This is a genomic window from Streptomyces fractus, assembly GCF_049844455.1.
Classification (GTDB): domain Bacteria; phylum Actinomycetota; class Actinomycetes; order Streptomycetales; family Streptomycetaceae; genus Streptomyces; species Streptomyces fractus.
Map to the genome: position 1 here is coordinate 5,905,573 of NZ_JBMYHI010000002.1, position 24,224 is coordinate 5,929,796.

22 protein-coding genes and 1 pseudogene are annotated in these 24,224 nt (G+C 69.5%); 7 read left to right on the plus strand and 16 right to left on the minus strand.

The features are described from left to right. Positions 1–3: 3 nt before the first annotated feature. The 3 genes and pseudogenes from ACP4E5_RS28675 to ACP4E5_RS28685 all read left to right on the plus strand — a co-directional run. A pseudogene (locus ACP4E5_RS28675) lies at positions 4–411 on the plus strand (single-stranded DNA-binding protein); the annotation flags it as partial. A 659-nt stretch (positions 412–1,070) separates the two neighbouring features. Continuing rightward, positions 1,071–2,588 carry a Cys-Gln thioester bond-forming surface protein gene (locus ACP4E5_RS28680; RefSeq protein WP_425833581.1) on the plus strand — a complete coding sequence of 506 codons (1,518 nt, stop codon included), beginning with the start codon at positions 1,071–1,073 and terminating at the stop codon, positions 2,586–2,588. Positions 2,589–2,754: 166 nt separating this feature from the next. Beyond that, a complete protein-coding gene (locus ACP4E5_RS28685; protein ID WP_425833583.1) occupies positions 2,755–3,621 on the plus strand; it encodes a cutinase family protein in 867 nt (288 codons plus the stop codon). A 98-nt stretch (positions 3,622–3,719) separates the two neighbouring features. Here the strand turns inward: ACP4E5_RS28685 and ACP4E5_RS28690 are convergent, their stop codons facing one another. The 16 genes from ACP4E5_RS28690 to ACP4E5_RS28765 form a co-directional block, all read right to left on the minus strand. Continuing rightward, on the minus strand, positions 3,720–7,370 hold the full coding sequence (locus tag ACP4E5_RS28690; RefSeq protein ID WP_425841728.1) for an AfsR/SARP family transcriptional regulator: 3,651 nt from the start codon (positions 7,368–7,370) through the stop codon (positions 3,720–3,722). A gap of 167 nt (positions 7,371–7,537) precedes the next feature. Next, positions 7,538–9,568, minus strand: a complete 2,031-nt coding sequence (locus ACP4E5_RS28695; RefSeq protein WP_425833585.1) for a hypothetical protein — start codon at positions 9,566–9,568, stop codon at positions 7,538–7,540. Positions 9,569–9,608: 40 nt separating this feature from the next. After that, entirely contained in the window at positions 9,609–10,967 is a 1,359-nt protein-coding gene (locus tag ACP4E5_RS28700; RefSeq protein WP_425833587.1) for an ATP-grasp domain-containing protein, read from the minus strand. 196 nt (positions 10,968–11,163) lie between these two features. Next, positions 11,164–12,426, minus strand: a complete 1,263-nt coding sequence (locus ACP4E5_RS28705) for a tyrosine-type recombinase/integrase (RefSeq protein WP_425833589.1) — start codon at positions 12,424–12,426, stop codon at positions 11,164–11,166. Beyond that, a complete protein-coding gene (locus ACP4E5_RS28710; RefSeq protein WP_425833591.1) occupies positions 12,426–12,620 on the minus strand; it encodes a helix-turn-helix transcriptional regulator in 195 nt (64 codons plus the stop codon). Before ACP4E5_RS28710 ends, ACP4E5_RS28705 begins: the two co-directional genes overlap by 1 nt. A 2-nt stretch (positions 12,621–12,622) precedes the next feature. Beyond that, a complete protein-coding gene (repSA, locus tag ACP4E5_RS28715) occupies positions 12,623–13,993 on the minus strand; it encodes a replication initiator protein RepSA (RefSeq protein WP_425833593.1) in 1,371 nt (456 codons plus the stop codon). Next, complete coding sequence (locus ACP4E5_RS28720; protein ID WP_425833595.1) at positions 13,986–14,390, minus strand: ASCH domain-containing protein; 405 nt, start codon at positions 14,388–14,390, stop codon at positions 13,986–13,988. The genes repSA and ACP4E5_RS28720 overlap by 8 nt, the downstream gene beginning before the upstream one ends. Before the next feature lie 2 nt (positions 14,391–14,392). Beyond that, on the minus strand, positions 14,393–15,907 hold the full coding sequence (locus ACP4E5_RS28725) for a DNA cytosine methyltransferase (protein ID WP_425833597.1): 1,515 nt from the start codon (positions 15,905–15,907) through the stop codon (positions 14,393–14,395). Continuing rightward, the gene (locus ACP4E5_RS28730) at positions 15,904–16,149 is read right to left on the minus strand and encodes a hypothetical protein (protein WP_425833599.1); all 246 of its coding nucleotides are present in this window, start codon (positions 16,147–16,149) and stop codon (positions 15,904–15,906) included. The genes ACP4E5_RS28725 and ACP4E5_RS28730 overlap by 4 nt, the downstream gene beginning before the upstream one ends. Then, positions 16,146–16,349: a hypothetical protein gene (locus ACP4E5_RS28735; RefSeq protein ID WP_425833601.1), complete on the minus strand. Its 204-nt coding sequence runs from the start codon at positions 16,347–16,349 to the stop codon at positions 16,146–16,148. The genes ACP4E5_RS28730 and ACP4E5_RS28735 overlap by 4 nt, the downstream gene beginning before the upstream one ends. 92 nt (positions 16,350–16,441) lie before the next feature. Beyond that, positions 16,442–16,783 carry a SpdD-like protein gene (locus ACP4E5_RS28740; protein ID WP_425833603.1) on the minus strand — a complete coding sequence of 114 codons (342 nt, stop codon included), beginning with the start codon at positions 16,781–16,783 and terminating at the stop codon, positions 16,442–16,444. 26 nt (positions 16,784–16,809) lie between these two features. Then, positions 16,810–17,007 (minus strand): hypothetical protein, encoded by a 198-nt coding sequence (locus tag ACP4E5_RS28745; RefSeq protein WP_425833605.1) that lies wholly within the window; start codon positions 17,005–17,007, stop codon positions 16,810–16,812. Positions 17,008–17,026: 19 nt separating this feature from the next. Further along, positions 17,027–17,662, minus strand: a complete 636-nt coding sequence (locus ACP4E5_RS28750; RefSeq protein WP_425833607.1) for a DUF2637 domain-containing protein — start codon at positions 17,660–17,662, stop codon at positions 17,027–17,029. Between the two features lie 263 nt (positions 17,663–17,925). Beyond that, positions 17,926–18,108, minus strand: a complete 183-nt coding sequence (locus ACP4E5_RS28755) for a hypothetical protein (protein WP_425833609.1) — start codon at positions 18,106–18,108, stop codon at positions 17,926–17,928. Positions 18,109–18,192: 84 nt separating this feature from the next. Further along, positions 18,193–19,560 carry an FtsK/SpoIIIE domain-containing protein gene (locus ACP4E5_RS28760; RefSeq protein WP_425833611.1) on the minus strand — a complete coding sequence of 456 codons (1,368 nt, stop codon included), beginning with the start codon at positions 19,558–19,560 and terminating at the stop codon, positions 18,193–18,195. A gap of 6 nt (positions 19,561–19,566) precedes the next feature. Beyond that, positions 19,567–19,914 (minus strand): SCO3933 family regulatory protein, encoded by a 348-nt coding sequence (locus tag ACP4E5_RS28765; RefSeq protein WP_425833613.1) that lies wholly within the window; start codon positions 19,912–19,914, stop codon positions 19,567–19,569. A gap of 122 nt (positions 19,915–20,036) precedes the next feature. Here ACP4E5_RS28765 and ACP4E5_RS28770 point away from each other — a divergent pair, with 122 nt between their 5' ends. From ACP4E5_RS28770 to ACP4E5_RS28785, 4 genes are all read left to right on the plus strand, one after another. Continuing rightward, positions 20,037–20,432: a winged helix-turn-helix domain-containing protein gene (locus tag ACP4E5_RS28770; RefSeq protein WP_425833615.1), complete on the plus strand. Its 396-nt coding sequence runs from the start codon at positions 20,037–20,039 to the stop codon at positions 20,430–20,432. Between the two features lie 196 nt (positions 20,433–20,628). Next, positions 20,629–22,338 carry a helix-turn-helix domain-containing protein gene (locus ACP4E5_RS28775; protein ID WP_425833617.1) on the plus strand — a complete coding sequence of 570 codons (1,710 nt, stop codon included), beginning with the start codon at positions 20,629–20,631 and terminating at the stop codon, positions 22,336–22,338. Positions 22,339–22,372: 34 nt separating this feature from the next. Then, entirely contained in the window at positions 22,373–23,353 is a 981-nt protein-coding gene (locus ACP4E5_RS28780; protein WP_425833619.1) for an asparaginase, read from the plus strand. Positions 23,354–23,382: 29 nt separating this feature from the next. Then, a complete protein-coding gene (locus ACP4E5_RS28785) occupies positions 23,383–23,844 on the plus strand; it encodes a PPC domain-containing DNA-binding protein (RefSeq protein ID WP_425833621.1) in 462 nt (153 codons plus the stop codon). Positions 23,845–24,224: the final 380 nt, after the last annotated feature.

Sequence of the window (24,224 nt, forward strand, 5' to 3'; positions counted from 1 at the left end):
CGGATGAGCAGCGAGACGATGGTGACCGTGGTGGGGAACGTGGCGACGACACCGGTGTTCCGGGAGTTGCCGACGGGGCCGGTCGCCCGGTTCCGACTCGCGGCGCACACGCGGCGCTTCGACCGGGTGCAGAACGTGTGGGTGGACGGGCACACCAACTTCTTCACGGTATGGGCCTGGCGCGCTCTGGGGACGAATGTGCAGAGTTCCCTGGCGCTCGGTGAACCGGTCATGGTGCAGGGCAAGTTGAAGGTGCGCGACGAGGAGCGGGGCGGGCAGCACTGGACGTCGGCGGACATCGAGGCGGTCGCGATCGGGCACGACCTGTCGCGCGGCACCTCCGCGTTCCGCCGGACGCAGCAGGTCCGTGCGGAGAGCGCGCCGCGGGGTGATTCTCCTTGGGACGTGCCGAAGTCGGACGTGGTGCGGTCGGATGCGGCGAAGTCGGGGCTGGCCAAGGCGGATGCGTCGAAGGCGGGCGTCGCGGCGTCGGATGTATCGACGTCGGACGGGGCGAAGCCGGTCCGGGTGGGAGCGTGGCCCGAGGTCGACGCTGGCAAGGCGGGTGACCGACAACCGGCCGATCCTGAGTCCGACTTGGTGGAGTCGGAGTCGGAGTCGGAGTCGGAGCCTCAGCCGCAGCCGGTCGGATGACCGTGGTCGTGATCGTGGGCGCGCCGAGGCGGCCGAAACACGGTGGTCGAAGTGTGACCCACCGACCTCCGCAAGCTGGCGATTTGTCGATAAGCCCAGCTCGGAAACGGTGTTGGCGATAACGATTGCGATTCGGATCGGTTGCCGGAAGGCGGCTCCGGGGATCACCGAAGATCATTTCCCTAGGATGCCGAGCGTGACTCCGGGGCTCGTCGGGACCTCTGCGCATCAGGCGCGGCGACGGGACGGGAGTGCAAGGGCCAGCCGAATCACTGTGGTTGGCGTTGATTCTGCCGGCGGGACACCACCCCCCATGTGACCACCCGTCCCGCCTGAAGGGGAATTACGTGTTTTCTGTGTGCTCACGGACCGCAGGGCGTGGACGAGGCGCAGCCCGCCTCGTCGCGGCGGCCCTGATGTCCGGACTGATGGCGGCAGGGGCGATATCCGGCGCGGGCGTCGCGCAAGCCGACGACGGTGCCACGGAGCAGAGCGGTGCGAGTGCCGCGCTGGTCGGCCTGGAGACGTACGACTCGGCCGTGATCCACGAGGCAGGGAAGGACGAGAAGGTACCGGCGGGCCTGTTCCGGATGGCCGTCGACGGCGGCGGGACGCTCCAGACGTACTGCGTCGACCTCCACAATCCGACGCAGCCGGACGCCAAGTACCAGGAGACGTCCTGGGACGGTACGTCGCTGCACGACAACGCGAACGCGGGGCGCATCCGCTGGATCCTGCAGAACTCGTATCCGCAGGTCAACGATCTCGCCGCGCTCGCCCGCAAGGCGCACGCGGGGAGCCTCACCGAGCAGGAGGCCGCGGCCGGCACACAGGTCGCGATCTGGCGATACTCCGAGAAGGCGGGCAAGGTCGACGTGGACGCGGTCAGCCCCGCCGCGGAGAAGCTCGCCGACTATTTGCAGCGCAGCGCGCGTGACCTCGCGGAGCCGCGGGCCTCGCTGACCCTGACGCCGCAGGCCGTGTCCGCGCGGTCGGACGACGAGGCATCCGTCGATCGTGCCGGTGCCGGGGCGGATACGGAGGGCGGGGACCGGGGGCGGAACCGGGACCGGGACCGGGACAGGCGTGCGGCGGACAGGGTCGGTCCGGTCACCGTGCACACGAACGCCGACACAGTGACGGTGATGCCGCCCGTCGAGGCCGCCGCGGATGGGGTGAAGCTCGTCGACGAGAAGGGCGAGCCCGTCACCACCGCGAAGAACGGCAGCCGGGTCTACTTCGACGTACCCAAGGGGTCGAAGGCGGGTTCGGCGGAGTTGACCGTGCAGGCGTCGACGACGGTTCCGGTCGGCCGGGCCTTCGCCTCCGACACCAACAGCCAAACGCAGATCCTCGCGGGCTCCAGCGAGTCCACGGTCTCGGCGACCGCGACGGCGAGTTGGGCGAGCGAGGGCGCCGTGCCCGCGCTGTCCGGGCGGGAGAACTGCGCGAAGGAGGGCGTCGACATCACGGCCGCCAACAATGGGGACGCGCCGTACACGTTCACGCTCATGGGCACGCGGTACACGACCCCGGCCGGGGAGACGCGGACGGTGACGATACCGCTGCAGGAGGACCAGGCGTACGACTTCACGATCAAGGGGCCGCACGGTTTCAAGAAGCGGATACGGGGCGTGCTCGACTGCGCGACGACCTCGGCGACGGGGGCGACGGCGGGTGGCGGTCTGAGCACCCAGACGACGACGCAGCCGAGCCCCGCCTCCGTCGGTGGCACGGGCTCCGGCTCCGGCACCGACCTGGCCGAGACGGGCAGTTCGAACGCGACGCCGATCATCGCGGGCATCGCGGTGCTGCTGGTCCTGGTCGGCGGTGCGTCGGTCGTCCTGGGGCGCAAGAAGAAGTCACCGGGTGCCGGCGCGGCCGGTGGCGATGCCGGTGACGGCGGCGGAGTCGGCGGCGGGGACGGCGCGTAGCACGCGTGACAGGGGGTGTCGGGGAGCCCCCTCCCCGGCACGGAGTGAGTGTGCCGCGGCCGTGTCACCTGCGCTGTCATCCACATGTCAACGGGATGTGATCACCCGTGCCTAGCGTCAAGTGCGTTGGTTGACCGGTACGTCCACAACCCAAGGGGGATCGCACATGTCGACTTCGCACATGGCGGCATCGCACAAGGCGGCTTCGCGCATGTCGAGGAAGAGCAGGGTGGCGGGGGCGGTTCGGGCCGCTGCCGTGGCGGCGGTGCTGACCGCCGGTGGCGGCGTCGCGTTCGCGCCGGCCGCGCACGCGGAGGGCGCGGCCGACGCGGGGCACTACTACATCGAGATCGGCGGCACCGGTCCCACGGAGAACAAGGACGGCTGCCCCAACAGCAACTCCTCGTACGACGCCGCGAACAGCGCGTTCGGCCTCGGCGACACCGCGATCAAGGTGTGCTACCCGGCCTCCGCGGGCCCGATCATCGGCCCCACCGGCGGCCTCATCGAGCCTTCCGGGAAGGTCAACCCCGAGGCCCTCACCGCGCCGACGTACGACGCCAGCGTTCAACTGGGCATCGACAGGGGGCTGAAGGCGGCGCAGGACACCCACGACGCGCACCCCGACGCCCGGCTCACGATCACCGGCTACTCCCAGGGCGCGCAGGCGGCCGACGTGGTGCTCCAGAAGATCGCGAAGGGCGACACGGGTGTGCCGCGCTCGCAGGTCGACGGCATGCTCTACGCCGACCCGATGCAGCCCGACACCGGTTTCGGGGCCCGTGTTCCCAAGGGGCTCGGCATTCCCGGTGTGGCCTCCGCGCCCGGCGCCGGGCCGATGGACTTCGACGGGATTCCGGTCAGGCGGTTCTGCATCGTCGGCGACCCGGTGTGCGACCTGCGGTCCCTCACCAACGCGCCCGGGTACATCAACCTGCACCCGTTGTATCCGGCGGTCGCCATTCCCAAGAGCCTCACCCAGACCGGGCAGAACGGCGTCGAGTGGCTGAACCAGAACGGAGACCCGGTGTGAGCCGGTAGGCGTAACCCAGTAGGGCTTCAGGGGCTGAAGGGCTCCTGAGGGAACGGGGGAAACGGGGGAGCGGGGTGGGGGAGGGATGGTCCGGCCGGTCACCCGCCGGCCGGACCGTCACCTCCGCCCCGTCCTGGTCCCGGTCCTCCGCCCCGTCCCGGTCTTCGGTCGCCGAGGTCGTCCAGTACGCGGGAGATCCGCGCCCGGTTGGCGTCGGTTTCGGGGAGGGCGGTGCCGCGTTCGAAGAAGTCGCGGGACCCGGACAGGCCCTCGGCCACTGCCTCGTGCCAGAGCAGCCGGTGCCGTAACGCGATCTCCGGGGCGGTGTCGGTCGCCTCGTCCAGGACGGTGCGCGCCCGGCGCCGGAGGTCGGCGGCCGCCTCCGGGTTGCCCAGGTCCGCCTCGGCCGTGGACAGCCGGTCCAGGGCGGCGGCGTACAGGGGAACGTCCCCGAGACGTCGGGCGAGGCTCTCGGCCTTGCCGAGGGTGCCGACGGCCTCGGTGGGCCGCCCGAGGTCGAGTTGGAGCCCGCCGAGGCGGAGCAGGGTCTTGCCGAGGAGCCGGGGGCTGCCCGCCTTCTCGGCCAGGGCGATCGCCTTCAGGTAGCGGTCGTACGCCTTGTCGTGCTCGCCGAGCTGGTGGTGCATGTCGCCGGCCCGCGTCATGATCGAGCCGGTGAGCCAGTCGTCGTGCGTCAACTCGCCCGCCAGGCGCAGGACTTCCGCGAAATGCTCCATGGACTCGGCGATCCGGCCCTCCAGATTGGCGAAGGTCCCGAGGCCGGCCGAGGCGCGGGCCTGCTCATGGCGGTCGTCGGCGCGGCGGCTGATGTTCAGCGCTTCGGTGAACCAGGCACGGGCCTCCCGGTATCGGCCCTGGACCCCGTACAGGATGCCGAAGCCGATGCGCAGCGCGGAGTCCATCCGTCGGTCGGTGGCCCGGTCGAGGAGGGGGAGCAGTGTCTCCAGCGTGGTGCGGCACTCGTGGAAGCGGCCCTGTCTGGTGAGGTAGTCGACGAGGCCCTCGGCGATCCAGCAGGCTTCGTCGACCCGGCCGAAGGACACCGCCTGACCGATCACGTCGACCAGTTCGCCGCCCGCCTCGTCCAGCCAGGCCGTGGCCTCCTCCCAGCCCGTGAAGGGGCCGGTGCCCTGGGGGCCGGTCGGGGTGGACGACGTTCCCCAGTCGCTGGCGCAGCGGGCGGCGGCGACGTACAGCCGGAGCACCCTCTCCCGCGCTGCCGCCGCCTCGTCGGGCGACGTGGCGGCGACGCGGCGGGCGTACACCGCGACCAGGTCGTGCAGGCGGTAGCGGTCGACGGTCACCCGCTGCGCCAGGCTCGCGTCCGCCAGGTTCTCCAGGGCGCGTTCGGCGTCGGGTGCCGGCTGGTCGAGGAGGGCGGCCAGCGTCAGCCGGTCGAGCCGCACGGTGGGGGAGAGCCCGAGGACGCGGAAGGCGCGCTGCTCGGCGGCGGGCAGTTGGGCGTAGGAGACCCCGAACGCGGCTTCTACGCTGCGGTCCTCCACCGCGAGTTCGTCGAGGCGGCGCTCGTCGTCGGTCAACCGGGCGGCGAGGGCCTCCACCGCCCAGGGCGGGCGGTCCTGGATCCGCGCGCCGACGATCCGCAGCGCCAGCGGAAGCCGCCCGCACAAGGCGGCGAGCTCGCGCACGGCGGCCGACGCGCGCACGGCGCTCGGCTCGCGCACCGTGCTCGGCTCGCGTGCCGGGGATGACTCGCGTATGGCGGTCGGCTCGCGTGTCGCGGATGACTCGCGTACGGCAGCCGACTCGCGTACGGCCGCCGGCTCGTGCATGGCGGTCGGCTCGCGTATGGCGGTCGGCTCGCGTACGGCGGCCGACTCGCGTGCCGCGGCTGACTCGTGCACGGCGGCCGGCTCGTGCACGGCGCTCGGCCCGCGTGCCGCGGTTGGCTCGCGTGTCGCGGATGACTCGCGTACGGCGGCCGGCTCGCGTGCCGCGGATGACTCGTGCATGGCCGCCGGCTCGCCCGCCGCGGTCGGCTCGCCCGCCGCGGTCGGCTCGCCCGCCGCGGTCGGCTCGCGCGCCGCGGCGCGCTCCCGGCCGAAGTCCTCGCCGCTCTCCGCCCACGACCCCGGCTCCCCAGCTCCCGCCTCTCCAGCTCCCGCCTCCCCAGCCCCCGCCTCCCCAGCGGCCTCCGCCGCAGCTCCGGCCCCAGCTCTCGCCTCCGTTCCCGCCCAAGCGCCCGCCCCAGCTTCCGCCTCCGCTTCCGTCGCCTCCTCGTCACCGACGCCGTCCTCGCCACCGCCGACGATGCGGGTCAGTAGTTCGGTCGCCTCGTCGATGCCGAGAGGGGGCAGTGAGACCCTGCGGTCCACGTCAAGGCCCGTCAGCCGCCGACGACTTGTCACCATCACCAGCGTGCCGGGGCCCGCGGGCAGCAGGGGGCGCACCTGTTCGGCGCGGGCGGCGTCGTCGAGTACGAGGAGCAGCCGGAGGGAGGCCGTGGCCGCCCGCCACGACGCGGCCAGCTCGTCCAGGTCCTCGGAGTCCTGTCCCTCGCCGGCCCCCACCGCCCGCAATAATCGGCGCAGAACGCGTTGCCGTCCCACCGCCCCGCGGTCCTCGCGGTGCCCGTGCAGCTCCACGAACAGGCAGCCGTCCGGGTACCGGCCGCGCAGGGCCCGTGCCGCGCGCACGACCAGGGCGGTCTTGCCGACGCCCGCCATGCCGTCGACCGCCCGGACGGTGACCTCCTGGTCGTCCGCGGGTGCGACGAGCAGGCGGTACTGCCGCTCGCGGCCGGTGAAGTTGCTTGTGTCGACGGGCAGTTCATACCGGGCGCGGTGCTTGCGGGGCGAGTCGTCCGGGCGCGGCTGAGGCGCGGCTGACGGCTTCGCCCCCGTCCGTGCCGGTGCCGGTGCCGATGGTTCCCGCTCCGCCGCCGACCGTTCCCGTATCGCTCCGGACCGTTCGTCGCCACGGAGTACCGCCGCGTGCACCCGGCGCAGTTCGGCGCCCGGTTCCACGCCCTGCTCGTCGACCAGGCGGCGGCGCACGGTCGCGTAGACGTCCAACGCTTCGGCCTGCCGGTTGGCGGCGTGCAGGGCACGCATGAGCAGGGTGGCCAACGCCTCGTTGTAGGGGTGGGCCGTCGTCAGGGAGAACAGTTCGGCCAGCGCCTCGGCATGCCGCCCGGAGCGGAGCTGACAGTCGGCCTTCTCCTGTACGGCCAACAGCCGTTGCTCCGCGAGCCGCAGTCGCTCGCCCTCCGCGAAGGGGCCCGGTATCCCGGCCAGGGGCTCACCGCGGAACAGTTCCAGCGCCCGGTTCCACGCGTCCACCGCGCGGGACCACGCGTCCACCGAGCAGTCTGGGCCCCCGGACTGCTTCGCTGCGTGCCCCTCGGCGACGGCCTCCTCCCAGCGCGCCACATCCACACACGCACCGCCGGCAGCGAAGCGGTACCCGCCGCGTACGGTCTCGATCGCGGAGCGCGCCTCCCCGGGGAGATCCAGGCGGCGCCGTAACCGGTGCACGTAGACGGGGAGCACCCTGGTTCCCGTGCCGGGCGGCTCCGTCCCCCACACCCCGTCGAGCAACCGCTGCCGGCTGACGGTCCTGCCCGGCCGGAGCAGCAGCGCGACGAGCAGGGCCTGCTCACGCACCGGCCCGAGCTCCAGCGCGGTGTCGCCCCGCCAGGCCTGGAGGGGGCCGAGCAAAGAGAAGCGAAGTCGCTGGTTCGGGTCCGTGGACAACTCGCTCGGCATCGGCACGCGGCGAGCGTACCCACGCCCTCCCCACCCTTCACCCGCCTCGCACCGACCCCCACAAGACCTGCGCCCGCCGCGTACGACGGAGACACACGACGATCTACGTGCCTACGTAAGGGGGCGCCGGTACGCAAGGGGTGCCGGTACGTAACGGGGTGTCGGGCTCACAGCCCCGTGGGTCCTTCGAGTGCTTGCAGCATCCCCGCCGGCAGCCGGTCGTTGCCCCAACTGCGCTCGATGTAGCCGATGATGCCCGCGACGTCCTCGGCGGGCACCCGCTCCGGTTCGCCGTGTTCGAGCGGGTCGGCGTGGAAGATGTAGAGCCGCGAGGCGAACTGGTCGAACGGCAGAGAGGCCTCGCCGAACCGCTCGCCGTTGCCCGCGGTGGAGACGACGACGCCGTCGCCCCAGTCCTGCCCGCTGTCGTTGTTCGGGTTGAAGAAGTACACACGCATGACGTCCTGGGGGTCCGGCGCGACCCGCAGGATCGTGATCGCGTGCCAGCCGACGTAGCGGGCCGCGCTGTCGGTGACGGCGACACCGGCCGGCTGCGGATGGATCAGCGGCTGCCCGCCGTTGTAGGAGGGGTGGTAGCAGGCGTGGAACTGGCGTAGGAACTCGTCGAGTTCGACCAGGTTCCCGGTCGCGACGTCCACGTTGATGTGGAACCCGCGGGGCGTCCACCAGCCGTGGAACTCGGGGTTGACCCACCGGTGCGGGTCCCCCGGCCGATCGGCGCAGCGCCGCCCCATCTCGGCGTAGATCCGGTCCAGGTGGGGCACGACGATCAGCGATACGGGGTCCAGGTCCATCGGCAGCGTGGTCGCCACGCCGGTCCCGCTGTCCCTCGACGAGATCGGCTGCCCCTCGAAGTGCATGAGCACCTCGTCGTCGCGCGCCGCCCAGACCACCATTTGCAGCAGGTAGTCCGGGTCGTTGTAGGACCACATCGACAGCGCGCGGGCCGACTGGCAGGTGGGGTTGTCGCCCTGGCCGACGCCGAGCGGCTGGCCCAGCATCGAGAGCACGCCCGCGGTCAGCCGCGCCCGCGGCTCCACCTCCTCGCCGAACACCGTCGCCAACCGCTCCCGGGCGGCCGGGGCGAGTTCGAGCGACAGCTGGCGCCACAGGGCGGGCACGATCGGCGGCTCGTAGAGGATGCCGCGGTCGAGCAGCAGCGCGAGACCGTAGATGCTCTGCGCGGTCTGCGGGTGCACGGCCGCCTCGATCAGCCGGTGCACCAACTGGCTGTAGCGCATCAGGCAGTTCCGGCCGGTGTCGGAGAGACCGAGCGCCTCGCCGACGAGGTAGTCGCTCTCGCGCAGCAGGAACCGGAGCAGTTCCGCGTGGTACGGCGACACCAGGCCGGTGTCGTGCATGGCCCGCGCGAACCCCGCCGCCTCGTACTGCAGGCCGCCGGCGTCCATCGCCTCCAGACGGGAGCGGAACACGTCGACGCCCGGGTCGTCCCGGCACGCCTCGGTGGTCCCGAACAGGCTCGTGATGAGCCGGTCGAAGCCCTGCCCCGACGACACGCCGAGATCGACCTCCGGGTCGTTGCGGTAGACCGCGATCCGGGTGATCAGCGCCTGCACGGTCTCGACCTGGATCGGACGCTGGCGCAGGATCCGCCAGATCTCGTCGACCAGGTTGTCCAGGACGCTGTCGTAGCCGATCTCTTCTGCGAGGTGGCGGAACAGGTCCCGGATGAGCTGCCCGGTGCGGCCCTGCCGGGTCCGCTCCGCCTCGCTGGGCACGCTGAACAGCAGCTCCAGGTTGGCCGCCAGCACCTGGGAGAGGAAGTGGCGGGCGTCCTCGGCGGGCAGCGTCGGGTGCGCGAAGTCGCCGCGGGCGACCGCGAGCATCCGCAGCTCGCTGGTCGCCTCGATCACCACGGTGTCCGGGTCTCCGCTGTGCAGGCCGGCGCTGACCAGCGACGGGACGAGGATCTCCGGGGACGCCCAGTCCGTCCCCTGGAAGAGCCCGGCCTCCTCGATGGCCTGCGCCCTGGCCTGGACCGCCGCGGCGCCGCCCGGCTGCATGAGCACCCGCCGCAAGGCTTCCAGGACCCGCCGAAGCTTCGTGTGCTTGCCGAAGTCACGAGTCTCGGACATGGCCTGAATCGCTTCGTCGAGCGAGGCCACACGCTTGTCCAGCGTCGTGGCCCCACTGTTGACGTCGACGGTCGGTTTCAAAGGGTTTCCCTCGGGTTGGCCTTCCGCGTCCACGGGGTCGTCAGACGTAGAAGTCGAGCTCTTCCTGCTTTTTCAACAGTTCACGCATCCGGTAGGGGTCGTCGCCGAAGAAGTAGACCAGGCCCCAGTGGGTGCCGAAAGCGGTCCTCTTGGTGACGGTCTCCTCGAGCGGTGTCGAGAGGTCGTGCGACTCGTAGTAGTCGTCGTCCTCGGTCTCCTCCGGGATCTGGAGCTCGCTGACGACGCGGCGGCGCGGGTAGACGCCGAAGCAGCCGGCGACACCGGACGCGTCGACGACCTCGCGCGGGAAGAAGGCGTCGATCTCCTCCTCGGTCGTCTTCGGGTCGAACGCCAGCACCAGCGCTTGGTAGGCGTTGAATCCGTATGCCCGCTCCAGCAGCTCGAACACCTTGAAGCCCGGCGGCCGGTAGGCGACTTCGCCGAAGTACATCTCGCCGTCACTGGTGACGAAGTACTCCGGGTGCACGAAGCCGAACTCGATGTCGAACGTCTTGATGAGCTTCTCGATCTGCGCCGTGATCTGCGGGCGGTACTTCTCCAGCTCCGGGGTCGCCGGCACGAACACCGAGTACCCCAGCGTGACGTACTCGGAGATGTTGAGGAACTTGATCTTCCCGTTGTGCACCCACGCCTCGACCGCGAACTCCCAGCCGTCGAGGTGGGACTCCATGAGGACCGGGAACTCCTCGTCCGGGATCGAGTCGATCTCGTCCGGGGTGCGGATGACGCGGTGCCCGAGGCACCCCGCCTTGTCGAACGCCTTGAGGTGGATCGGGTCGTTCGGGTCCCCGTCCAGCTTGAGCAGGGTCTGGTTGACGCGCTTGAGGAAGCGGATCACGTCGTCCCGGTCGTGGGCCTCCTCGAAGATCCCGACCCGGATGCCGCCGAGCTGCGCGCGGCGCTTCATCAGCGCCTTGTCGCGCAGCAGCATGGCCTGCCCGTACAGACGCGGGTTGCCGAGGAGGACGGAGTTGATCGCTCCCGCCCATTCGACGGTTTCCTCATACAGCGGGATCGCGACGTCGACGCCCTCGTTCTGAAGGGTCTCGGCGATCTCCACGGAGCGGTCGTTGAGCCGCTCGAAATTCCACGGTACGTAGGGGATGTCGTGCTCTACGCAGTACTCCTCGGCCCACTCCGGGGCCACGACCACGTATCTCCTGTCGAATCGGTCCAGGGCTTCCACCGCGTTGAGACTCCAGCCAAGAAGGGCTACGTAGCCCTTGTCCGGGTTCCTGGTGGCTGTTTCGCCCTGTGTCATAGGCGGCTTCTCCTTCGGCGCGATGCGCTCATCGACGGCGTGCCCGGCACGCCCGTGCCCGGCGGTCTGCCGCGCAAGCACCTCCTGCCCGAGCCCGGCCACGTCATTCCCACCCACGCGCACCTGGCGTCCCGCGCGCGACGAACAGTGACAGGCCGGTTACTCGGGTGAGTCGTGAACCCCCAGTTCAGGGCCACCCACCGATACACGTTTTCGCCCAGCGGTGGCTGTACGGCAAGATGGGGTGTTACTCGCCGCGCGAGGGCATAAAACAGCCCCTCACCAGCGGTTTTCCCGTCGATGAGGGGCCGTGTCAGGCGGCTTGGGCCGTCCCTGGGCCGTCATGGGCGTGACCGGCGGCTCGGTACATGGCGCTGATGGCCTTCCGGGTCCGGGTCTCGCTGGACGGCATGAGGTGCGTGTAGACGCGGAGAGTGAACCCCGGATCGCTGTGCCCGAGGTAGAGGCTCAGCGCCTTGATGTTCTCCCCGGCGTCGAGGAGGACCGAGGCGAAGAAGTGCCGGAGCGCGTGCATCCCGTGCTCGCGGGCGGAGGCGTACCGCTGGCCCTTCTCGGGAACGGGGATGATCCCGGCGGAGGCCAATGCGGGCTTCCATACGCGGTCGTTGAAGTCGTTGCTCCACAGGGCGCCGTCGACGTGGCTCGTGAAGATGAGTTGGTGAGTGACCTTGGGCCCCGTCGGCGTGAGCCAGGGCAAGGTCACCTCTACCGGCGGGAAACGCTTCATGTGCTCGGTTAGCGCAGCCGACACCTCGGGGTCGAGTGGCACGTCACGGAGCTTGCCGCGCTTCGGCGGAGCGAACACCAGCTTGCCGCGTACCTTCTTGACCTGTTGCCGGACGTACAGCCAGCCGAGATCCCCGATGTTGTCGACAGCCAGCCCGAAGATCTCGCCTTGCCGGAGACCACAGCCGGCGCCGACGTCGGTCATTGCCTGGTAGCGCTCGGGGAGCCCAGCGCGTACGTCGAAGACCTGCCCGGCTGTCCATGGATGCACGCGTGTGGGCGCGGGACGAGGCGCCTTAACCGAGCGGGCGCGGCAGGGATTCGAGGCCAACAGTCGATCGTCCACAGCAGCGTTGAGGACCGAGGACACCGCATCGAAGATCAGGCGCCGGTACGACGCGGACGCCACAACGTCTTCGAGCTGCCGGTTCCACTCGCGGATGTGCTCCGGCTGGAACGACCCGATCGGACGCGTGCCCAGGTAGGGGAGAGCGTGCAGTCGTAGGCGACCCTCGACGGCGGCCCGGCTCGTGAGGTCGGTGGTCAACGCGCCGAGCCACCGTTCCGCGTACTCACGGAAGGTCGTACGGGCGGCCCGAGGGTCGATGTACTGGCCGCGCGCCATGTCGGCTTCGATGTTGGTCAACCACGTGTCGGCCAAGCGCTTCTGCTTGTCCGGGAAGCTCTTGGCCTTCTCGGAGCCGTCCGGGCCGACGTAACGTGCGCGGTAGCGGAGGCCGACGCCGTAGCGGTCGGTCTTGACCTTGACCGGCTTGCCGTTCGGGCCCGACTCGACCTTGAACCAGCGGTCTTGGATGTGTCCAGCCATCAGGCAGCCACCTCCATCTGCGACACGACCCAGGCGCGTACGTCTTCCGGGTCGAAGCGGAGGTGACGGCCGACGCGGAAGCCACGAGGCCCGGTGTGCTTGCGGCGCCACTGGTAGATGGTTTCGAGCGGGACGCCGAGGAGGTCGGCGACGTCGACCGGGGTCAAGTAGCGGTCGGGCAAGACGTGCTGCATGGTCACCACTCCTTCTCGTCTGTCAGGTCGGCCAGGGCTTCGCGTGCTGTCTCTCGGTTCAGTTGGATGTCTCGGGCGATGGACGCGGCGAGGGCGGATTCGCCGGGGGTGTGGCCGTGGCCGGCGTACTGCCAGTCGGCCAGGACGAGGGTCGTGTTGGGGTCGGGGAGGCCGAGGGCTTCGCGTTGTTGTTCGGCGCGGTAGTCGGCGCGGACCTGTCGACGAGCGGTGAACGTCGAGGAGTAGGCGCGGGACTTGGTCAGGAAGTGGCCTCGGAAGCCGAGCATGTGCGCCCAGAGCCAGAGCCGTCGTTCCGGGTAAAGCGGGTCGAGGTCATGGCAGGCTCGGATCAGTCGCCGGGTGTGGTCGGGTACGTCGGTGCGGTCGAGTTCGGCGAGTTCGCCGATGCGTCGGTCCAGGGCGCCCGCGATCTCGGCGGCTTTGGTGGCGTACTTGGCGACGTAGGAGGCCACGGCCCCTTCGGTGATGTCGTCTCCGTCGTTGAAGGCCGTGATGGGGCGGACGTCGAGTTGGTCGCCCCAGCGCAGGGACCGGGCCGGCTGGTCACCTGCGGCGGGAACCTGCGCGGTCACGTACGGGTGGGCCACGGCCGTGCGGATCGCGTCGGCGAGCAGGTCGTGGGTCGCCCAGGGCGGCGGGACAGTGTCGGGCCCGTCGGGTCCGTCGATGCGGATCACCGCGTGGAAGTGGATCGCTCCGCGCTTCTGGAACTCGGCAACCTTGTTGAACGACAACCGGGCTACTTCCCGGAACGCGCTCTGTGTGAGGCCCGCGGCTCCTGCGAGTTCGCGGCGGAGCCGGTTGGTGAAGCGGTGCCACAACTCGCCCGCATGGTTGTTGAACAGGACCGCGCCCGCATAGTCGTACGACTCCGGATCGAGCGGGGTGCCGAGCGCGGAATCGTCCTCAGCATGGTGCCTTCCGCAGCGGCAGCGGCCGGAGTCGGGCCGGTTGTGGACCGGGCCGAACGAGGGTGCGGTGAGGGTGGCGAAGACGCGGGGGCGTGTCCGCACGGTGGCGGGGATGTCCATGCGGTCGTCGCCGGTCAGGCCCGCGCGCACCAGGTGGTAGGCGTCGCCCGCGTAGAGGTAGGCGCAGGGAGCGCAGCGGGAGGCGCGGCGGTTGCCGCAGGCGATACGCAGTCGGCCGCCGGGCTGGTCTCCGGTTGTGGTGTGGTGCAGCACCGCGCCGGTGACCTTGTCTCGGACGACCGTCCAGCCAGTCAGGTGGATCGGATTGGAACAGCCACCCGTGCGGCGGATCTGCTCGCGCCACTCGTCGAAGTCGGGGGCGGAAGCGACGCGCAGGATGTCGGCGAGGACGATCGGGTCCAGCGTCTCGGTTTCAGGCACGGGCCATCACCAGCTCCCGGACCGCGTCGACGAGTTGAGGGGTCGGGGTCCACAGGCCGCGTGCGCCGGGCCAGAACAGGGGCTGCCGCAGTGTGCGCACGTCGGTGAACTTCCAGTGCCACTGGTCGGAGGCGGACCACAGGGTGCAGTAGCCGTCGCCGGGGTGGCAGTCGACGAGCCGGCCCACGGCCAGGACCGCGCCCCGCGGTTGCGGGCGGGTGAGGAAGGGCCGGGCGAGGGGGAGGTTCCAGGCGTCGCGGTCGAGGGTGCGTCCGGCATGGATGAGGACCCAGCCCCGGTAGCCGGTCTCCCAGTGCCGGTTCTCGATGCGCTTGGTGCCGTAGGCGATGCAGGACGCCCAGGGCTGCCACAGCGTCAGTGCACGCACTTCGGGCATGGTCACAGCACCTCCAGGAGGCGGGAGGCGATCCACTGGGCGACGTTCGCGGGCACGGCGTTGCCTGCCTGTTTGGTCTGCTCGCCGCCGTGCCCCTTCACCTGGTATTCGTCGGTGAAGCGCTGGGCGCGCAGGTGCTCACGCGGGGAGAGCATCCGGAAGTAGCAGTCCTCGATCGCGATCTCGTCCGGGACGTGGTCGGCGCCGAGGACGAGTCCGGCGGATTCGCGGGTGGCGATCGTGTGCAGCGGCACGGCGGTCGTGGTGGGGCCGCCCTTGCGGTACGGGATGACCAGGCCGTGATGATTGCCTCCGGCGGTGATCGAGGCGAGCGGATCGGCGATCGCGCGGGTGGTGGAGCCGCCGCCGCGGTGCTCGGTGATGAACGGAGCAGGCAGCAGGAGGGCCTCGCTGTCGCGGGTGGTGCGGGTCCGCATGGGCACGGTGGCCGGGGTGGCGTCGATGTTCCAGCTCCCGCCGACCGGAACCAGCAGCGGAGGGATCGCGACACCGTCACCGATGCGCACGGTGCGGGTGGCCAGGGGCGCGGCGGTGGCGGGAACGGCGCGGCCGTCACCGGTATCGGAGTGGTTGACCGTGATCACGGCGGGGACGCGGTGCTTGGCCAACCCCAGTTTGATCTTGCGGAGCGTGGATGCGGCGAGGGGGCCACGGCCGTGTGCGGCGCGGTCGGCGATGCGGATGCCGGGGTCCATCCAGTTGATCGCGGACGCGGCCGGTCGCACGTACGGTTCGACGATCTGGTGACGACAGGCGGTGTTCGGGCAGCGGTAGTCGTACTGCTGGCGGTACTTGCCGATCTTTCGGCCGTTGCGCCACGACTGCACTGCGCTGACGTCCTGCTCGCACACGGGGCACCAGGCAGCCGGGCGGACGTCGAGGTCCGGGACCCGCATGCTGGTGCGGGTGAAGACGATGAAGATCCGGTCCCGCCACTGCGGAGCATGCTCGTTGCCGTCGCTGTCACCGACGTGTGCGGCGGAGACCGAGACGACCTGATGGCGGAAGCCGAGGATTTCCATGCCGTGCAGCCACCAGGAGAACAGCGGCCAGGCGGTGGCGAAGCGGGGCACGTTCTCGCAGACCACGGCGTCGAAGTGGTGCACCTCGGCGGCGCGCAGGATGTCGTACGCGGTCGCCCGCGTGCGCTCCCAGGCCGCATCGGCCATCGGCCCCTCTTCGAGAAGGTCCAACTGGCCCGCTACCTGGCGGGTTTTGGGGCGGGAGATGCCGTCGGCGGGGCTGCCTTCGGTGCAGATCGGGGAGCCGACCAGGACGCGGGCTTTGGGCAGGCGCCGCATGTCGTAGTGGTCGAGGTCAACGCAAAGGTGTTCGGCCTCGGGGAAGTTCGCGGCGTGGGTCTCGACCGCGCGGTCCCAGTGGTTGGCGCCAAGGACGACGTCGAAGCCGGCCCGCCGGAACCCCTCGGAGTCGCCACCCGCACCGCAGAACAGATGGATCGAGGTGGGGCGCGAGGTCGCAGAACGGCGCGTCATCGGGCCACCTCCGCCGTGTGGTCGGGGGCAAGCGCGTCGAGGGTGTCGGCCGCCTCACTCGCGGCATGCGCCAGGGCGCGCAGGGCGTCGGCGTTGTCGGGGGTGACCATGAGGGCGATCCGGTTGTCGGGGCCCTGGATATACAGGCTGACGAAGGGCCGACCGCTGGACGCGTGGGGGAAGGCGACGACGCGGACGGTGGTGTCGGCGTCCAGGTGCGTGGAGACGTCCAGGTACCTCATGCCCGACCCCCGATCAGCGCGAGCGCGCGGGAGACGGGGCGGGACGGACGACGACCGGTGCCCTGGCAGGCCGGGCAGTCCAGAGTGAGCGTGCGCAGGTGACCGAGGAGGTCGCGGCCGAGGCCGGAGGATACGGCGACCGTGGCGAAGCCGTCGCAGTTCGCACACACCCGCGTAGAGGTGTTGGGCTGGTCATGCATGATGGTTCTTCCTTCCGGATCAGGTGGTTCGGGCAGGAGGTCCGGCTCCGGAGCGGCGAAGACTTGGCGGTTTGAGACCGCTCCGGGGCCGGTCAGCGACGGTGCTTGGTGTCGGTGGCGAGGATCGAGCGGACCACCAGCGCGACGATCGCGAGGGATCCGGCGGTGATGGCGACCGCGAGGAGCATGGAGACCAGCACCGCGCCCACGGTGAGGACCACGGCGGTACCGCCGCCGACAAGCAGGAGCAGCGCGCCGGGCGTGAGCTGCACCTGAGACCGCGACGGAGCCGACGCGACCGGGGGCGGGGTGGGGTGCTGGCAGCCGCAGGCCGCGTGAACGTCATCGCGCGGGACAACGGTCCCCAGGCTGGCGACGGTCGGGATGATCTGACCCGTAGGCCGTTCGTTGACGGGAATGCGGGGCTTGAACATGAGTGGAACTCCCTTCAAAACTCAGGTCACTTGTCGGTGGTGTGCTCGACGACCGAGGTGCCGGTCTTGGTGCCGGACTCGATCGCGGGAGCGAGGAAGGTGTCCGCCAGGAGGAAGCCGCCCAGCAGGAGGACGACGATCACCCAGGTCGGGGGCCGGTAGAGACGGATCCCGAAGTAGCCGAGTACGGCGACGACCAGGACCAGGGGCAGTTCGACATCCATGAGCGGCTGTCCTTTCGGTTCAGGCGAGTTGGGTGATCAGGGCGTCGGCCATCGGGCCGGGCACTCCGAGACGGGACCGGAGCGTGTCCGTGTCGATCGGGGCGCCGGTCGCGGACCGGTGGGCGTCGGCGATCTTCCGGGCCCGTTCGACCAGCGCAGGCGGGACGGATACCGGGGGCGCTGGCGGCGGGGCAGACGCGGGAAGGGCGGGTGCCTTCTCCGGACCGTCGAGGACGGTCGACGGCTCGGGGACCGGGTCCGCCGGAGCGACGTCCGCCGTGTGGTCGGGTGCGGGATCGGGATGGTGGACGAGCAGGGTGCCGCCGAGGAAGGCGAGCGCGGGCCAGCCGGCGACCAGGAACCGCAGCCAGGCAGGGGTGTGGTCGAGGTCGAGGAATCCGGCGGTGGCGACATTCGCGCCGAGCGAGGCGGTCAGCGCGACCAAGAACCAGCACCACGCCAGACGCCGGGTCCGCCCGGTACGCAGCCGCCGCCACGCCGCGACGAGCAGGAGGTCGACAGAGACCGGGTAGGCCCACGCCTTCCAGCCGGTCTGTCCAGCCGCTTCGGCAATGTCGTGCAGGTGGGCGAAGGACAGCGCACCAGCAATCACGGCCTGCACGAGCACGGCGTCGAGGCGGATCTTGGGGTTCACTTCTCTTCACCTCCTTCGAGTGGGGTTGGTGCCGGGACGGGGCGGGGAGCGAGGTCCGGCCGCCCGGTCCCGGCGAGTTGTTCAGTCGGTGGGCGCTTGGCCGGAGCCGAGGCAGGCCAGGCAGAGGCCGGTTTGCTGGTCGGTCGTGCTCCGGCGCTTGCGTCCGACACGGACCGAGATCGCAACCTCCCCGGTGCCCTTGCAGGCGGTGCATTGCTGTGCGGTCGGTTCACGGCGGGCGGCGGGCTTCCGCTTGGGCACGGTCACCACCCGCTCTCGGGCGGCGGCTCGTACAACGGAGGCACGACATCCGGGGGCAGGGAGACGGCCAGCGCGCCGCCGACGAGGTCGGCAAACTCCTGGTCGACGTCGGGGCGTTCGGCGTACAGGCACAGGTCGCCGAGCAGGAGCACGGTGCGGTTCAGGTCCTGGCAGGACTCACACATGGCCGCACGTCCTTTCCGGTAGCAGGCATGGGAGGGGTAGGGAGTTGGCGCGAGACGGTCACGCCGACCGGTTGAGGGGAAGCGCTACGAGGCGGGAGCCGAGATCTCCGCCGAAGCCGAATCCGGGGCAGCAGCCGGCGCGGGCAGCGTGACCGGGACAGGCCGGTAGTCGGCCAGGGCCGGAAGTTCGGGGGTGAGGTGGGCGAACTCGCGGCACGTGGCGACTACTTCGCCGATCGAGGTCTTGGGCGTACGGATCCGGGCCCAGTTGCCGGAGGAGTCGCCTGCCACGGCCATTCCGGCGCGCTCGGAGGCAATCGCGGTAGCAGCCTGCACGGCGAGATCGTTGATGTCGCCGAGACCCATTTCGGCGGTCTGCTTGTCGTTGCACCGGTGAGTTACCCGGTTGGTCAACTGCGCCCGGAGAGCCGTGGCGCCCTTGCCCAGCTCCGACCCGAACCGCTGACCGGCGATCTCCAGGTGGATGCCGACCGCGCGGGAAAGCTGCGCGAGCCGTACGAGCTGAGTGACCATGCGCTCGCGGCGTGCAGTGTCGACCTTGGAGGCGACGAGGAAGAGTTCGGCGATCTCGTCGACCAGGACCACGATCGGAACCGGCCGCAGCTTCTTGGGCAGGCCCCAGATGTCCGAGGTGATGTCCTCAAGCGGGGTGTCCGGGGCGATGCCCTGGTGCAGGCACAGCAGGTCGAAGCGGTCTTCCATCTCGCCCACGAGGGCATCGAGCAGGCCGTCGGCCTCGTCCGGGGTGGTGGCCAGTGCGGTCAGCCGGGGCGCGAACGCGTTCTGCTCGACGCCGCGCTTGCAGTCGATGCCGACCAGGGCCACGTCCAGCGGGGCGAGGGCTTTGATCAGGCAGCGTTGGAACATCGACTTACCGGACTTGGTGGCGCCCAACGTCAGGCCGTGCGGGGATTCCTGGTAGTCCCGCACGTACGTGAGGCCGTCCTCCCGCAGTGCGACCACGGCCGACAGTGGACCGGAGGCGAGCCGGCGCGGCATGCGCACACGGCCGAGGATGTCGAAGGCGATCAGCCGCAGTTCGACGACGCCCGGCTTGATCTCAGCCACGTGCACCGAGTGCACCGCCCAGGCATGCCGCAGCCGTACGGCGGACTTGGTCACGTCCTCCGGGATCAGCCCCGCAGGAAGCTTCATCCGCAGCCGCACACCGGTCGCAGTCGGCCGGATGCCCCGCAAGCGCGGGATACCAGGGCGAACCACCTCGGAGCCGGCCGCCTTCTTGGCGAAGACCTTCCACCACGGCGGGTCCACCGTCAGCGCGCAGGCTTCCAGGGTCTGCCGGTAGGAGGAGAACACCCTCCACAGGGCAGCGGGCAGGCCGAACAGGACCCAGTACACGGACGGCGCCTTGGCCCGCACGATCAGCGCGAAGAGCACTAACGCGACGAGGGCGCAGAGGAGTTCGGTCATGGCGGGTCAGCCCTTGCCGTTCGAGCCGGCCGGGGTGAGGTTCTTCGACGTGACCGCGACCGCGCGGTAGCTGATGCCGTGCCCGAAGTCGTTCTCCCATGGACGGGCCACCAGACCGGGGAACTCCACCGGCATACCCGGCACCAGGTCCGGCTGGATACCGTCCTCGGCGACCACGACCGTCAGCGCGTCGGGGCGGCCGTCCACGATCACGGCCACGTTCACGTTGTACAGGGTCTTGCCCGACGTCCGGTCCGTGGCGATCTCACCGGTCTCCCGGTTCTTCACCTTCGGCTCCGGAGCCTGGATCAGCATGACCGTCATTTCACGGGTGTCCACGGGGATCTGTCGCATGAGTTGCCTCCCAGAAGGGATCGAAGGAATCTTGCGGTACGTACATAGTCGGCTTGGCATTCCTAGTTGTCAAGGAGTTCTTGGGTTGCCTAGTTCGATGAATTGCCGCGAAGCTGGATTCCGTGACGAACGCGAAGAAGGTTGAGCCGCTCAAAAGGTCCGGTGTGCCCGCATATCTCCAAATCGCGGAGGCGTTGCGCGAGATGATCCAGAAGGGGGTTCTGGAGCCCGAGGACTCTCTCCCCTCCACCGCGCAGCTCTGCGATCAGTACGGAGTGTCGGCAAGCGTCGTCAAAGCGGCGATCAGCGTTCTTCGCACCGAGGGTCTAGTCGTTGGACAGCAGGGCAAGGGCGTTTTCGTCCGCCCAGCCGGCCAGGGCTCGCAACCCGACGACGACGCCCTCGTTGCCCAACTCGACGAGATCCAAAGTGCGATTCGGGATCTTTCCGGACGGATGGCAGCGATCGAGGAGGCAGTGTTCCCAAAGCGTGCTCGAACTGCCCGACGCGACACGTAAGTTCATCCAGTTCCGCCTGGATGAGGCTCACGCGATGCAGTAGGGCTTGTTTCCGATCTTGGCTCTGCGTCATCGCGACTGCTCCGTCCTTGGAGGCTTCACACCCGGTCACCGGGCCTGCATCCATTGACGCTCAGTAGTCCCCGCAACACCATGTGCCGGATGTGGACGCAAGTACCGCCCCGTAACTGTCCACATGGGAGGGATGATCTTGGCTCAGGCTCCCCGAAAGCTCACGCCGACCGAGGACCCGCAGCACTTCTTCGGTGCCGAACTCCGGTACTGGCGTGAGCTGCGCGGATTCTCGCAGGACGAGCTTGGCGCGCACCTCTTCGCCAGCGGTGACACGTTAAGCAAGGTCGAGGGTGCGAAGCGCTTCCCCCCGCGTGACTTAGCCGTGCAGTGCGACGCCATCCTCGGTACGGGCGGGATCCTCGCCAGGCTCTGGGATCTGGCGGACGCGAAGCGTGTCGACGGACGTTCCAAGGCAGCCAAGCAGGCCAGCCATGTGGACAGTTCCACTCTCGACATCCACAACGCCCTTTCCGCAGGCACGATGAAACTGCGGGTAGATGAAGGGGGCAACATGTGGGCCGAGATCAATCGACGATCGTTCATGGTGGGCAGCGCTGCTGCGTTGGTCAGCCAGGTGGGTACTGGCGAAGCGGCAGGTCTGCCCATCGACTCGCACGCAATCGACACCGCTAACGATCCCTTCGGATTCGCCAGGACGGTCACGGCGAACTGGCCCGATCTCCGGCTCTCGCGTCCGGTCCCCGACTATGGGGTCGACTGGACCGCCTTGCTGCCCGACGGAAAGTCCATGTTGGGCTCCAACGTCCCGTTGCAGCTCCATCCCGCACGGGTCGAGGGAAGCCGAGCACTTGTCTCCATCCCGGACCAGCGGCGCGCGAACAGCTTCCTGGACCGTCCGGGCCGTGGCCTTCTCGTCGGGGCCGCTGGCGACGACGACTCACCCCAGTTCTACGTACTGGATGGCAGGAACGCGCGGAGCCGGCTGAAGCGCGACAGCGGCATTCACGAGGTCACCGCTCCACTCGCCTACGAGTTGGATGACCTAACCTTCGGGATCCTGTGGGCCGTCGCCAACTACGACGATGCGTTGCAGGCAGACGATCAAGCCCTGAACGAGACCCGCACTGATCTTGAACGGTATGACCGCTTGTCGTCATCAGCGGTCAGCAGGGAAGCCGCACCGGGGCTGAACGCGGTTGCCCACATGTGGCTCGGGTCCGACTTCTGCGCCCGTCACATCCTCAAGGCCCTGCCGGATCTACCGGAAGTTCCCGCGTTCTGGACGCGTGAACAGCGAGGCGAAGAAGCCAGCGCATGGCTGCTCTTCGACCACAAGTACCCGTACCTACAGGCGACCACCCGAGCCCTGGGAGGACCAAGCACGCGCGCCTTCTGCGTACCTGAAAGCGTCGTGCATACGTCACCCCGGCACGAACGGATCTTGCTCTTCCTGGCCGTAGCGCTCATGGAGTCACTGGGCATCCATGCTCAGTTCACCTCGGACGCCTCGTACGAAGCCGTCGAGGGCTTCGTCGTCTCCCCCAACAAGGAAGCGATCATTGCCAACTGGGTACGCGGAGACGGCATGTGGCATGTCGACGTGACCGGACGCTCCGCCGTCGTTCGCGAGTTCACCAACGCCGCCGGAGACGTCGGAGCAGAGTCCCTTCTCGAAGCGCCGACGGCTCCGGAGCGCCTGCGGGCACTCGCGAACTACCTTGATCTCCCTTGGGCATGGCTGGTGCGACGGTGTGGTCAACTCGGCAAGTACGGAACAGCCGGGCTGATTCAGTCCCGAAGTCGCCTGGTCTCAGCGGCCGGTCTTGACGCTGCTTGCGCGTACGTCGGCGCCCTACCTGCCGACAGTTAGCCTGCCCACGACAGATCACGAAGGATCGGTTGCCATGACGGACGCGCAGCGACGCGTAGCGGTGTTCTCGCTCGGAGGCACCATCGCGATGACCTCCCAGACGCCTGGTGGAGTAACCCCGACACTCTCGGCCAGCGATCTCGTCTCGGCGGTGCCGGGGCTTGCCGACACAGGCATTGCGATCGACGTCCACGACTTCCGACAGCTCCCCGGCGCTTCTCTCGGCTTCACGGATCTCCTCGATCTCGCGAGAGAGATCGAAGACCTGACGGCGGACGGCGTAGTCGTCACACAGGGCACGGACACCATCGAGGAGACCGCCTACCTTCTGGACTTGGTGTACTCCGGGGACATGCCCATCGTGGTCACGGGCGCGATGCGCAACGCGAGCATGGCGGGCGCGGACGGACCGGCCAACGTACTCGCTGCCGTCAAGGTCGCCGCGAGCAGCAAAGCCCGAAAGATTGGAGCTGTGGTCGTCTTCGGCGAGGAGGTGCACGCAGCCCGTTGGGTACGCAAGATGCACGCCACCAGCCCGACAGCGTTCGAGTCCTATCCGGGCCCGGTCGGCTACGTGGCCGAGGACCGCGTACAGATCTGGACTTGCCCGAGCGAGGAGCCCGGGTTTCGACCCCAGGAGATCAGCGGCACTGCGCGGACCGCGGTCGCCTCGATCGGGCTCGGAGACGACGGGGCAGTCCTGCGAGCAATCGGCACGCAGGTCGACGGCCTGGTAATCGCTGCGTTCGGAGCCGGACACGTTCCCGAGTCCTGTGTCGGAGCGCTGACTGATCTGGCCTCCGAGATGCCGGTAATCCTGGCGACGCGCACCGGAGCCGGCCCCGTGCTCAGCAAGACCTACGGATTCCCCGGCTCGGAGTCGGACCTACTCTCACGGGGCCTGATCTCTGCGAACACCCTCGACCCGGTCAAGGCGCGGATTCTCCTCCAACTCCTCCTGATGCAGGGCGCCAGTCACGACGACATCGCGCGTCGCTTCGAACTCGTCCAGTGACCCCCACCCATACAAGAGAGGCACCCCACGTGCGCAGCTACGAACTGACGACAGGACGCACCTTCGGGGTGACCTTCGACCACGGCGACGACTTCTTTCCGACCCTCGCCGAGTTCTGCCGTAGCAACGGCGTACGGCATGGGTACGTCCCGATGTTCATCGCCGCTTTCGCCGAGGCGGAGATCGTGGGTGCATGCGAGAAGCTGGAGGACCCCGAGGCCCCGGTGTGGAGCAAGGTCCACGTAGAGAGGGTGGAGGCCATGGGATGCGGCACTCTGGCCTACGACGCCGAGACGGACACCGTGCTGCCGCACATCCACACGTCATTGGGCGAGAAGGCGCGTTCAGCGAACGGTCACACGAGCCACCTGCTCAGCGCCCGCGTGCAATTCCTCGTTGAGATGCTCGTGGTCGAGGTCACGTCGCCGATCATGACCCGCCCGCAGAACCCGGACCTTTACAACGTGCCTCTGTTGACCTTCGGCCAGTGAGCGCGGGGCGCGGACAAACTTTCCCTACATCATCAAGGGCTCGCTTCGCTCGCGCCCGGACCGGCCGGCTCCCGGATCAACGGGCATGCCAACCCGACCGCCGAAAGCCCCTTGCCCGGCGGCCGACGGCCGCGAGCGACCCGCACGCCACCGCCGCCACGATCCGACCCGAGAGGGAAAGAACAGGCGCGGCGAACTCACCGTGCCCAACCGCCCGCCGGAACCGGGGCCTCAACCCGCGCTACCCGGGTCTCAAGGATCGATCCGCAAGGAATCAGGGCCACACACAGCGTGGCGGCGCCGGTCGGCCGCCGCCACGCGGCGCCCACCATGTCTACGCCAGTGGGCCCCGCGCGTCGTCGTCCGCCCGCGCCCACAAG